Source organism: Zunongwangia sp. SCSIO 43204, from assembly GCF_019904275.1.
Lineage (GTDB): Bacteria > Bacteroidota > Bacteroidia > Flavobacteriales > Flavobacteriaceae > Zunongwangia > Zunongwangia mangrovi.
The window spans coordinates 3,059,700-3,072,472 of the sequence record NZ_CP063204.1 but is presented as its reverse complement, the minus strand read 5'-3'; the positions used below and the strand labels follow the sequence as shown (position 1 = coordinate 3,072,472).

At 33.4% G+C, this 12,773-nt stretch carries 10 protein-coding genes; 4 read left to right on the top strand and 6 right to left on the bottom strand.

Annotated elements, in window-relative coordinates:
* Nucleotides 1-86 precede the first annotated feature (86 nt).
* The 3 genes from INR75_RS13740 to INR75_RS13730 all read right to left on the bottom strand — a co-directional run bounded on the left by INR75_RS13740 (nucleotide 87) and on the right by INR75_RS13730 (nucleotide 3,447).
* Complete coding sequence (locus INR75_RS13740; RefSeq protein WP_223089218.1) at nucleotides 87-1,208, bottom strand: FecR family protein; 1,122 nt, start codon at nucleotides 1,206-1,208, stop codon at nucleotides 87-89.
* A 118-nt stretch (nucleotides 1,209-1,326) separates the two neighbouring features.
* On the bottom strand, nucleotides 1,327-1,890 hold the full coding sequence (locus INR75_RS13735; RefSeq protein ID WP_223089217.1) for an RNA polymerase sigma factor: 564 nt from the start codon (nucleotides 1,888-1,890) through the stop codon (nucleotides 1,327-1,329).
* A gap of 378 nt (nucleotides 1,891-2,268) precedes the next feature.
* Nucleotides 2,269-3,447, bottom strand: coding sequence for a BamA/TamA family outer membrane protein (locus INR75_RS13730; protein WP_223089216.1), 1,179 nt, complete (start codon nucleotides 3,445-3,447; stop codon nucleotides 2,269-2,271).
* Between the two features lie 436 nt (nucleotides 3,448-3,883).
* Here INR75_RS13730 and INR75_RS13725 point away from each other — a divergent pair, with 436 nt between their 5' ends.
* Entirely contained in the window at nucleotides 3,884-4,924 is a 1,041-nt protein-coding gene (locus tag INR75_RS13725) for a serine hydrolase (RefSeq protein ID WP_223089215.1), read from the top strand.
* An 87-nt stretch (nucleotides 4,925-5,011) separates the two neighbouring features.
* On the top strand, nucleotides 5,012-5,965 hold the full coding sequence (locus INR75_RS13720) for a hypothetical protein (RefSeq protein ID WP_223089214.1): 954 nt from the start codon (nucleotides 5,012-5,014) through the stop codon (nucleotides 5,963-5,965).
* Between the two features lie 128 nt (nucleotides 5,966-6,093).
* Here the strand turns inward: INR75_RS13720 and INR75_RS13715 are convergent, their stop codons facing one another.
* Complete coding sequence (locus INR75_RS13715; protein ID WP_223089213.1) at nucleotides 6,094-7,557, bottom strand: Y4yA family PLP-dependent enzyme; 1,464 nt, start codon at nucleotides 7,555-7,557, stop codon at nucleotides 6,094-6,096.
* Nucleotides 7,554-10,370 (bottom strand): 2,3-diaminopropionate biosynthesis protein SbnA, encoded by a 2,817-nt coding sequence (gene sbnA, locus INR75_RS13710; protein ID WP_223089212.1) that lies wholly within the window; start codon nucleotides 10,368-10,370, stop codon nucleotides 7,554-7,556. The genes INR75_RS13715 and sbnA overlap by 4 nt, the downstream gene beginning before the upstream one ends.
* A 420-nt stretch (nucleotides 10,371-10,790) precedes the next feature.
* On the opposite strand from sbnA, the gene INR75_RS13705 reads away from it, so the two are divergent.
* A complete protein-coding gene (locus INR75_RS13705) occupies nucleotides 10,791-11,276 on the top strand; it encodes a Crp/Fnr family transcriptional regulator (RefSeq protein ID WP_255584551.1) in 486 nt (161 codons plus the stop codon).
* Nucleotides 11,277-11,351: 75 nt separating this feature from the next.
* Nucleotides 11,352-12,152 carry a type 1 glutamine amidotransferase domain-containing protein gene (locus INR75_RS13700; protein ID WP_223089211.1) on the top strand — a complete coding sequence of 267 codons (801 nt, stop codon included), beginning with the start codon at nucleotides 11,352-11,354 and terminating at the stop codon, nucleotides 12,150-12,152.
* A 94-nt stretch (nucleotides 12,153-12,246) separates the two neighbouring features.
* Here INR75_RS13700 and INR75_RS13695 read toward each other — a convergent pair whose 3' ends face one another.
* The gene (locus INR75_RS13695) at nucleotides 12,247-12,768 is read right to left on the bottom strand and encodes a hypothetical protein (RefSeq protein WP_223089210.1); all 522 of its coding nucleotides are present in this window, start codon (nucleotides 12,766-12,768) and stop codon (nucleotides 12,247-12,249) included.
* Between the last annotated feature and the right edge of the window lie 5 nt (nucleotides 12,769-12,773).

Genomic DNA, 12,773 nt, shown 5'->3' with positions numbered 1-12,773 from the left:
TTTTTTTGCTTCAGGTTTTCTAAGCTACTGTCTGGTTCTAACTTGAGTGATCTTGTACAATTTTTACATAGTTTTTATTTTAAATATTAATTGATATAGATAGTATCTCCAGATGCTGTATAATCGATACCATGGTATTTCTTTAAACTTTCAAAAAGCTTAGTGACATCTATTTTTCCAAAACTTGCGCTAAACTTTTCTCTTGCCAGCACTTTATTATTGTTAATAATGGTCTTATCATAATGTCGTTCCATTTTTTTTATCATGTTATTAAAACTTATATCACGAAAAATAAGCTTCCCTTCCATCCAGGAGGTATAGATATCCGGGGTGGTTTCAGTAATAATAATTCTGCTATTGCTCTTTTTAATGCTTCCCATTTCTCCGGGAGATAATATAAACTGATCTTTATTATCATTAATTTCATTTGGAGCCAGAGCCACTGCTCCTTCTACCAATACAACATCTGTTGTTTCATCTTCGATATAGGACTGAACATTAAATTTGGTGCCTAGAACGCTAATTTGTAGATGATCTGCATTTACAAAAAACGGATGCAAAGAATCGTGAGCTACTTCAAAAAACGCTTCTCCTGTTAATGTAACCTCACGATTTTTTCCTTCTATAAATTGAGATGGATAATTTATGGAAGACCCTGAGTTTAGATGAACCTTACTGCCATCTGCCAGCTGTAATTTGAATGTTTTACCGTAAGGAACATTAAGTGTGTGATATTCGATTACTTTAGAAGTTTCAGACTTGTTATAAATAAGGGTTTGATTATTGTTTACTCCGTGAACGCTTCCATTCGACGTAACAGCATAATCGCCATCTCTTTTTTCTATAACTTTTAATTCTCCGTTAGGAAGTTCTAAAGTAATTTGATCCTCATTAAAAGCACTATTTTCACGATCTCCGAAAAATTGTTTCAATAAAACAGCACTACCTAAAAGCATTACAAAAACAGCGGCAATAGACCAGTAACTTATTTTATATGAAGATTGTTTCTTAGGCTTTTGAACTTCAATAGTGCTTAATATTCTGGTAAAAAGTCTAAGCTTAACCTCTTCTTTATTGCTTAGCTGCCATAACGATTCTTGTTTGATCTGCACTTTTTCACAATAGCGTTTTAGAAGTTTCACTTCAGAAGCACTACACGTTCCTTTTTCAAATTTCTGTAAAAGATCAAAAAACTCAACTTTGGTCATGTTCATTAGCTTTATATAAACAAGACACAAAAGCCAGGCTTATTTCACACACTAAATTCTCAAAAAATGCGATCTTAATATTTTGTTAACCCAGGCTGAACCTTATGCTAACTTTAGGCTATAAATTGCCAGAAAACAATAGGATTATTAAAGTTGTTCCTAATTCTTTGCGTAGATGTTTTAGTGCAAGGCTAATTTGATTTTCTACTGTTCTTTGAGATATATTGAAATGCTTTGCAATTTCAGCTGAAGAATAATGCTGAATCTTATTCATATAGAAAATATCACGACAACGATCTGGAAGTTCTTTAGAAGCGCGGTTTATAGCTAAAATAGTATCATTTTTATCAAATTCTAGTTCGATCTCAGGAATTAATTCAAGCTTACCAAGGATCGCTTCATCTAATTTTGTGAATTTATCGTCTCTAATTTTTAATAAGGCTCTATTACGAACTGCGTTAAATAGATAGCTTTTAAGATTGGTGATTTCCAGCTCTTCTTTTCGAATCCAAATTTGCGTAAATACTTCGTGAAGAACATCTTCGACGAGCCAGGTATCATTTAAAATTTTAAAACAATACATATAAAGTCTATCCCAATATTTATCATAAACCTGTTTAAAAGCTATTTGATTCCCTTGTTTAACAAGCGAGAAGAGCGTAGGGTCTGTGGATATATTCAATTTTTCGGCTTCCAAATGAAGTCATCTTATATTCACAAAAAAATTGAAGATTTATAAATTGGGCAAGGCATTGGGGTTAAGGATATATTACTATAACACTACTTGTATATCACCTAAAATAAAATTGTGAAATAAAAAATGGGGACGAATGCACCCCTACATAGCTGTCCCCACTTTATATATTACCGCTATGAACTACAAAATTAAATTTCAAGACTCTTAGCTTACTTAAAATATTCTGTACTTAAACGGTTAGGTTGAGATAAGTTCTAAAAACCCCAATTTTCGAGAACTTATCTATGCAATGATATTACTATAAATTTATTTCTGCAATACCCAATATTGGGTAAAAATTGGGTATAATTTAAAATGAAACTTTTAAAATGCTTCTCCTATACTTATATAAAAGTTACTGTCGTCTTTAGTAAACGCATAATCAAACCGCAGGTAAACATCCTTTTGCTGGAAGATCAAAAAACGTGCTCCTGCACCGGCAGACCATTTTACATTATTTACCTGTAACTCGTCCCAATCATTAAAAACTTCTCCCACTCCTGTAAAAATCGTAGCACCTAAACGATCTGTAAAACCAAGTTTTAAAGGTAAAAATCGATATTCTACCTGTGCTGCAATCTGGTTGCGATCTCTGTACCGTCCTTTAAAATAACCACGCATTAAACTTTCGCCGCCCATATAAGAAAGCTGATTAAAAGGTACTTCTCCACCAAAATTAAATTCACCATAAAGTTGTGCGGCGAGGACATTATTTTCACCTACTTTCTTGTAAATTCGGTTATCCAGGGTTATTAATTGATATTCTACATCACTTTTCCAGAAAGGATTATAATTAAGATATGCAAATTCGCTAAAAAAGGCATCACGTTCATTTAAAACATTATGGCGCTCATCGTAAACAAAACCTACTCCTAATCCAAAATTTGTGGTTCCATCAGCTCCAAAGGGTAATTCAAAATCTATTTCATCTGTTCCTTCAGCAGGATCAAAAGAAACATTGCTTAAACTTCTAAAATCGGTTTCAAGACCGATATAGAAATTTTCGAGCACTCGACGTAAAACCCGTTCTTTAATCCGAATTTGAGTAGCATCTACCAACGCGATATTTTTCTGCGGAACATTACCTCCTAATCCATAATATTTCAGCGGAAATTGTTCAAAATCGATATCTCCTAGAAAAAACCATGTATCCTTATCTGAATATAATGCATGACTCATTCTAATCCCATACTGCCCATTTAATGTAAAAAAGCTGTAGGCTTTCATTTCACTTAAACGGTTGTTTACATCTTCGTTTGCGTAGTAAATATAAAGCGGAGTTACTCCAAATTCTACTCCGGTTTCGGGGCGATATCCTACAGTTGGAAATACAAAGAATTGAGAACGTTCTTTCGAAACCGTATCGTTTAAAACGTTATTTATATATCTGGAAATAAAATTCTTCTTGGGTTGTTTTTTTATTGAGTCCTGAGCAAAACCAGCAAACGGAACACAAAAAAACAGGCTAAAAACGAGTAAAGTGGAGTAAGTTATTTTAATCATAGTTGGGTTTGCAAACAAAATTAAACTTTAAAGTCTTTAAGCATCAAACTTTCACTTTTACCTAACATTAAATTGGGAAGAATTCTAAAACATTAATAATTTGATACATTGAATTAATCTAGAACTATCTAGACAAATAAATTTAATATGACTTTAAAGATTTTATTTATTTCCAGGTCGCCTCGATATAAAGACGATTGTCAAAAAATGCCACAAGGGCTTGCCCGGTAATAATCTACTTATTGAAGATCAAGAAGTAGTCCGCTATCTTTATTAACTTCCGTAGAAATATTTATTACATCATAATTCCTTCGGAAAATACTGAATATCAATATTCGTCATTTCTAAAAACATTTATTTTAACTAAATTAGCCTCATATAAATAATAAAACTAAGCCTTAAACTGCCCCAAAACTCTATAGGTTTGTATCGAAATATGAGTTCTAAAAAATCTAAAACAATTATTCGGGTAGTTCTAGCGATTGGCACGATTACTTCTCTCTTTTTTGTTCCATGGATCATTTTAAAAGCTTCGCTAATGCCTTTACCAGATACCGTGCAGGAACAGGTTAATCGAGCTACCGGTCTTGGCTTTGATGGTATTATTGTTTACGTAGATAAGAAAGGTAACGAACCCGAATTCTTTGCTGCGGGATATAAAAATAAGGAAGAGAAAATTCCGGCAGATCCACATTACATTTTTAAAATAGCAAGTGTAAGTAAACTTTATCATGCTGTTGCGATTGCGAAATTAGTGCGAGAAAACCAGCTTTCTTTAGATAAAAATCTTGCTGATTATTTACCAGAATTAAAGGGAAGAATCGAAAATGCTGAAGCAATCACGCTGCGAATGATGGTACAACATCGTAGTGGGATTCCAAATTATACCGATACGTATATGTACTGGGCAGCACCAAAAGAAACCGCTGAAGAAAATCTGGCTTTGGTATTAGACCAGCTTGCAAATTTTGCACCAGGGACAGATTACGAATATTCAAACACCAATTATCTGCTTATCGACAGGATCATTCAGCGTGTTTTAGGTTACGATACTTTCGATTATATTCAGGCAAAAATCCTAGATCCGCTTCAGCTTAAAAATACTTATGCGTCCATTCAAGATGTAGACATAGATGATGTAATGAGTGGCTATTATGTAGGCTACGAAGGCGATCTTAAATATGATAATATCGATGTGATGCTGGCTACAGCAGAAGATCTGGGAAAATTTATTAGGGCACTAAATGATGGCTCTGTTTTTAAAGATGAAAAAGAACAAGAGATTTATTCTTCGATTTACCGCTATGAGCATACCGGTTTAATCCCAGGATATCAAAGCATTGCAAAATATCATAAAGATATCGACACTGTGGTTATTCAGTTTACCAATACCGTAGATTTTGAAGGTTATAACTGGAGCCTGCACGAAATCATCTATAACCGCCTCATTAAAATATTGAAGAAGAATAATTCCTGATCGCTTATACTTTTATGGTAATATTCGAGTTTCTATAAATGTTTTATATTTCAGAAATTATTGCTTTTTCAATCCAATACCAATGCTATGATTAAATATTTACCTTTCAGAATTTTTGTATACAGTATTTTTATATCATTGGTTTTCGCCTGTAAAAATGATGCGAAAATTGTTCAAAATGAATATAAAATAGCTTCAGATACGATCAATTTTCAATGGCAAAAATTAAAACAGGGTGGCTTTACCATTAATCACGGCGCAATTCTTATTCCGGTGAAATTAGAAGGAATAGACAAGACTTTTAAAATGCAGTTAGATCTTGGTATCGATCATAATGTGATCTACGGCGATACTTTAAGGGCGATTACTTCGGCTTATCCGGCCTTACAAAATAATATTCAGCATAGAGATGGTTACGATGTTTTTTATAACAAAATACATTTTGGAAATCAGCAACCAATCGTTCAGGATAGCTTAATGGTTCAGAAGAATTTTGGAAAATCTGAAAACTTAAAAGATTTTGATATCATTGGCACATTGGGAGCTAACGAAATCAAAAACAGAATTTTACTTATAGATTTCAAATCTCAGCAATTAGTGATTACTGAGAAATTAGAAGATTGGGAAGCAAATTCTTTTAGTTATACGCCACTAGGTTTTAAAAATAATCAGCTGTATTTAGATCTATTTACTAACGGAAGTAAAAATGCCGTGGTGTATAATACCCATGCAAGCTTATTTCCCTTTGCTACGATAGATGCCGACTTATTTAAAAGTATTACTAAAGAAAAAAATACCGAAATAAAGAAACTGAAATCCTGGGGCGAAGAAATTACTTTTACCGGAAGGGATATTACTACCAAAATTAGAATTGCAGATGTTAACCTGCCGATCAATAATAGAAAAGCCTTTTTTACTGAAGCTGAAAAAGTGAGTGAAAATCTGAAATCTGAAAACCTAAAAGCGGTGATTGGCAGCGATCTTTTTATGCATAATACCATTGTGATCGATTTGATAAATAATCGATTTGGAATTAAATAAAACAAAGGATAGTTTCTAATTGAACTTAGCAATCAATTTTTTCAAGCTGAATTATAACTTTAACGGTCACCCTGAATCAAATCCGATTTCCAACCGAACCAGATTCAGGATGAAAATTTTAGTGTTGGTTAGTTATCCTCATCTAAATGAAAATTAGAAAGCTCGACTGAATTTGATTTTTCAGTATAAACTAAATTGGGTGCCAGTTCAAATAGATGCGCCTGGGTTTCAAAGAAATGCATCATATAGCCGGCAGTGTTTACAAAAACCACAACATCACCAATTTCGGGAAGTTTAGGCAAGCTTACTTTCCTTTTCAATAATACATCTCTTTCTAAACAATAAGCCCCGGTAAAGTAAACATCTACAGCGTCATTTTCTGTTTTATTTTCATCCAAATCTGCATACATTACGAATGGATCCAGCATAAAATCTGCGCTGGAACTCATCATCTGGCTCATATTCATTCCTAAACCAATTAAGCATTGGCCTTTCGCATCTTTTTTTCGATGAACAACTTTCGCCATAGTAATCCCAGATTGATTCACTAAAGATCTACCCGGTTCTATACAAATTTCAATATTTTCCTTTTGAAGTAAAGCAGCTACAGAATCCCTATTTTGATCCTGATATTGTAAAACTTCGTTCAAAAATTTATCTGAATGAATTTCATTAAAATATGGATAGGTTTTTCTTTCTCCCTTTATTTTTCCGTCTTCGAATCTATATCCAAGTCCGTTTTTATTGAATGTCACCGGTGAAATTTCATCTTTTAAGCTTTGCTTTAATCTTTTATCAAAATCCAACCATTCATCTTTATGCTTCAGATAATTAATTAAAATTCCACCGCCCATATCGATAAATCGAAGTGAGAAGTCATGCTCTTTTAAATTTTGTATTAATAGAATACATTGCAGCAAAGCTTCACTTCTTTGGTGTGTAGAATAGCCATCTAAGTGGAAATGTAGGCCTACTACATTAAGATTACTATAAGCTTTATCTTCACCAACTTTGTTAATTAAATATTCTTCAATTTCGTCGATATCGAAGCCAAAGCGGCTGTAAAGTTTATTTCCATCTACATGAAAACCACTTATGCGAAAAGCAACAATAGCTTTTTTATTATTTTTTTCAGCAAGATCATTAACCAGAATACATTCATCATCGTTGTCTAAAACAATTGGTACATTATTCTGAATAGCAATTTCAATCTGCTTCTTAGTTTTTATTGCTGAAGTTAATACTAAATGATCACCATCTCCACCAAGCTGAAGCGATTGTAACAACTCGCGCTCACTAGCAGTATCTACACCAATATTATCTTTAAAAGCCTGCTTTACAAATGCCTTTGCCTTATTAGCTTTTCTGGCATAGAAGATTCCAGATTTTACATTATTACGTTCAAAAACTTCTTTAAATTTTTTACAATTTTGGGTAAAAGAAGTAGGATTAAGAATGTTTAATGGAGAACCATACTTAACAAAAAGCTCATTAACTAATCCCGGATGATCCATAATATCGTGCATCCATTGCGAAGTTATTGGCGTAAGACCTTTTTCCTGATTTCCTTTTGTATACTTACTATTGCTCATTTAATATTTTTAGAATTTGAAATAATCTTTTTTAAGTGATCTACTACGCCATTCGCCCAAACTGATGAAAAATCGTTGCGACTTCTGGATAGCGTATCATTATCAAAGGTAACACCCTCGGTAGGGGTGCCGTATATGGTGATATTATTTAATTGCTTTCCTTCTTTGCTTATTGGATGTCCTTCTTTGCTAAGATTCATACCTCCCGTCTCGTAAATCCCTGTTTCATCTATATTCTGAAAAACTTGCATTTTTCCTTCCTTGAAAAGATTTTTATAAAGTAAAGAGGATTGTTCAGGTAATTTCATTTTGGGGATGCGTGCATCGATGTGATAGTCAGTAATTGCCTTTTTACTAGTTTTCGAAGAGAAATTATCTAATTCAAATTTCCCATTGGGTAGCTGATCTATCTTGGGAGATTTACCATAGCTGAAATCTAAAATTCCAGCTTTTAATATTGCTAAAATTTTATACATATTTTCTAAAGGCGGCCCGTAACTAATTCGGTTGAAAAAAGAAAAATACTCCGTATCAAAAATTTGATGAGATCTGGCTGTTAAACCTCTAAAACTATAGAGATCATTGAAAATCGGACTTATATCATGCCACGCGCCAATCGCCGCGAGTAACGGACTTTTTCTACCCTCTGACACCTGCGCTAAAGTTTCTTCCAGAAGATGTTTTACAGCTGAAGTATCATAGTCTTCATGCTGAATAAATGGTGATTGGAGTGCTTCAAATGAAAACCGCTTTTCTGAAGGATATTTTATGTGAAAGCTTTCAATTTCGTTTAGTATTTCAGAAAATGATAAATTTTCATCTAAATTTTCCCCTGAATTTCTGAAAGCTACACTGTAATATCGATAAATAAATTCCTTCCTAATCAGTGGCAGTAATTCTTCAGAAAAATAGAATTTATGAGCCGAATTCTTTCTAATTTCATTCAGTTTTTCAGCAGTAAAAAAACGTAACTCGGGAACCTTCGGCATCTCTCCTACTCTAGGAATCATTAACGCACCAGACCTACAATAAGGATAAATTACAGCAGGTTCGTTTCCAGAAGCGAAATATTCCATATTCTTGCATACACCACTAAAACTTCCTCCTCTTCCTTCAGTTAAAGCTAAAACAGCATCTATAAAAGTTAATCCCATTCCTTTTATCGCTACGGAAGAATTAGAATCAATATTTACTAATTTTTTTTCAACCGGATACACAAAGTCGATATTCGAAGAAATTGACTCTTTATTTTCTAAAATTTCGGAACGATTTCCCGCATGTCCGGTGGTTAGTAACAAATTATGAACCTCTACAAGATTTTTTGATTTTACTTCTGAAAGTGTTTCCAGCTGAAGCACGTCTTCATTTTCGGTAATATTTAAAACTTCTTCGAGATGTCGATATATCTTAATGTTCTCTGGAGCTGAAGAAACCAAATCTTCAAAACTTTTACTAAGATATTTACCAACCATCTTCCGTGAAGAAAATTGATCTTTTAATAGACTTTCATCAGTTCCGGTACTATCACTAAGCCATGAAGTATAATTCTTTAATTCAACTATAGCTTCTGGTTGTTTTTGAGACCGAATATCAATTTTCTGATTCGTAAAATTCATTTTCAAATAATTGGGCTGATCTAAGCGATACACATCACCAGCACCAAAATATTCGTTTTTATTAAAAAGATGAATATGTACTGTTTCCTGAACTTTTTTATTTTTCAGCTGAGCTAACAGGCGTTCCAGACCGTATAAACCTTTAGGGCCAAGACCAACAATAGCGACATTATATTCAAAAGAAGGTTTAATTTTCCATCCTCCAATAGGCGTTAAAGCATCATAAACCCCCGGAATGTTTTTTATTAGCCATTCCTGATTATAAATAGTATCAAGATATCTGCTTCCACCATCGCTTAGTATAAAAGCGCAACGTGAACCTTCTTCTATTTGATCCTCATATTTCTGAAATGCTTTTATGATCGCTCCCGAGGAACCACCGGCAAGAATACTTTCTTTTTCGAGTAATTCCCAACATCCTATTGCACATTCCAGATCACTCACCTTAACAAAATCATGAATATAATTTTCATCTAGAAACTGTGAATCTACCCCAGCGCCATGACCGGGAATTTTTCTTGTGCCAGCTTCACCGCCAAAAAGCACACTTCCAACTGCATCAACAGCTATAATTTTAGTATTAGGATGATTCGCTTTTATATAATCTGCACATCCCATTAAAGTTCCACACGTACTTGTAGCAACAAATAGATAATCTAATCTTCCATTTAAAGCTTCGTAAATTTCCTGAGTGGTTTGATAGTGTGTTTTGGGATTGTCCAAATTTCCATATTGATTACTCCAAAAGCTATTTTTAGTCTTTTTAAGCAAGTCTTTTACTTTAGCTAAGCGAGCACCCAAAAATCCGCCTTCTTCCAAAGGTTCAGTCACCATCTCGATAGTGGCACCATAAGTTTCCAGTAATTGAGAAGTAAGTTTGTTGATTTTGGGATCTACAACAACGATCAATTTTAAACCCATGACTAAACAAGCCTGAGCCAGGCCAATAGCCATATTACCAGAACTAGATTCGATCACCGTATCCCCTTTTCGTAACTTACCAGCCTCCAAAGCTTTTTGGAGAATATTAAAAGAAGTTCTTGCCTTGACACTTCCACTTGGATTAAAGCTTTCTAATTTGGCAAAAACTTCAACTTTAGTAGAAGAAATATGTTGTAATCGTACTATTGGTGTATCGCCTATAGTTTCTAAAATAGAATTAGAAACCTGAAGTCTATCTTTCAAACTCACGTTCATCTTCAACAGGATTAGGTTGGTTAACGAATAAATGTAGATACATTTATTCGTAACAAAATCCTTATTAGATAAATAATAACATTTTTGGCTGAATTATAACTTTTGTATCTCTATTCCAAGCTACAATCTAGCTTCAATGTTGAAAAAGAATGTTTTTATTCTACAAAAACATTTTGGCTAAAGGTCATTATTTTAAAAATCAATTATATTTATATTTACCAACACTTTTTCGTGAAACGAATTTAGCTTATTAAGCTTATACGTTTTAATTCCTAATTTCTAAATTGTAAATACACTACATTCTTCACTACTTAAAACTTATAGCTTATCGAAAATTCTGTAGTCACAAATATTTTTAAAGGGATATCCCTTTCTTCGGAAGAAATTCTTTTAATCATCCCTCATCTTGAAAAAATAGAATTGAAAAAGGGAGAGAACTTATTAGAAGCTAATGAAACAGTGCTTTACCAATATTACGTGTCCAAGGGATGTTTACGCACATATTTTATAGACCAAGCTGGTAAAGAACATACGCTGCAATTTGCTATTAATGATTGGTGGATAAGTGACTATACTGCTTTTTTTAGTAGCACCCAGGCAATAATGAATATTGAATGTATTCAGGATGCTATTCTATATAAAATTTCTAAAAAAGGTATGGAAGAGTTATTTCTGAAAATACCACAACTAGAAACTTTTTTCAGAAAAAAAATGGAAGGAGCTTTTGCAAGTTTTCAGAAAAGAATTTTAGCAAGCCTGGCGCAACCGGCAAAAAAAAGATATTTAGCATTTATTACTACATATCCTAATATCGAGCAAAGTGTTAAGAATTATCATATTGCCTCTTACCTGGGAATCACAACCGAGAGTTTAAGTAGAATAAGACGAGAAAATACCAAGAAGTAATTTCTTATCATACATCAATTTTTAAGGGCTTTCTTCAGGCTACATTTGCCTGTATAAATTAATTCAATTGCTTAAATGAAAAGAGTATTAACAGCGATTTTCACTATGGTTTTATTGTCATCTTGTGGGCAAAACGCTAAAAAACAAGCGCAAGCAGAACCAACAAATAGTGAGAACCTTAAAAAAAACAACGAAATGAAAAAGGTATTATTTGTATTAACGAGTCATGAAGATCTAGGCGAAACCGGAGAAAAAACAGGTTTTTGGATCGAAGAATTTGCAGCTCCCTACTATTTTTTAAAAGATAAAGGTTTTGAGATCACTTTAGCTTCGCCAAAAGGTGGGCAGCCTCCTATAGATCCTAAAAGTGAAAGCGAAGATGCTCAAACCCCAGCGACAAAACGTTTTTATAAGGATGAAGAAACACAGAAAGTTTTGGCAAACACTATGAAGTTAGAAAATGCAAATCAGGAAGATTTTGACGCTATTTTCTATCCGGGTGGTCACGGTCCTTTATGGGATTTAGCTGAGGATAAACATTCTATTGCCCTTATTGAAGATTTTTATGAGCATAACAAACCAGTTGCTGCCGTTTGTCACGCTCCAGGTGTTTTTAAGAACACTAAAAATGCTGAAGGAAACTCTTTAGTGGAAGGTAAAAAAGTTACCGGCTTTACTAACGAAGAGGAAGAAGCAGTTCAGCTTACCAATGTAGTTCCTTTTTTGGTGGAAGATATGCTTAAAAAGAATGGTGGTATTTATTCTAAAAAAGAAAACTGGGCTCCTTACGCAGTTGAAGACGGTTTATTGATCACCGGGCAAAATCCAGCATCATCTGAACTGGTTGCTGAAATTTTAGTTAAAAAACTGAACTAATATCGTTCAATACATTAATCAAAAAAGCGATCTGGATAGTATCTGGATCGCTTTTTTATTTAAGCGGATTTAGATAAACAACACTCCATTAAAATCATTCTTGCTTCTTTAGGTTAATGATCACTACGCCGTCGCATTCTTTATCGGTAATTTTGGCGATCTTATCTCTATTTTTTATGACTTCTATCTTCTCAACTTTATCAGGATGGATCTTTTGAAGATCGTTCTTTTCAATTTCTTTCTTTCCCAGTAAATAAATAACTTTTTGCTCATCTATTTCTATTCTATCCCCTTCTGGCGTCCTTGGAGTGGATTGGATCATTATAATTCCATTTTCAGCTTTATCCCCATATACCTGATTCATTTCTTTATTACCTTTTCTAATTATACTGATCTCTGCAAAAAATTTTTCATTCGCTTTGATCGAATCAATATCAATCAGCCTCTGTTCGTCTAAAACAATTATCAGATCCTCATTTACTTTCCCTTCTTCTTTTGCCTGTTCAATAAAATTGACCAAGTCAGCTTTTGTAATAGTTGAATTTATAGGTTTTTGAGCATAATTTTTAGAAATACATAAAATTGAAAGCAGCAAAAAAGTCAATATTCTCATCATTATTT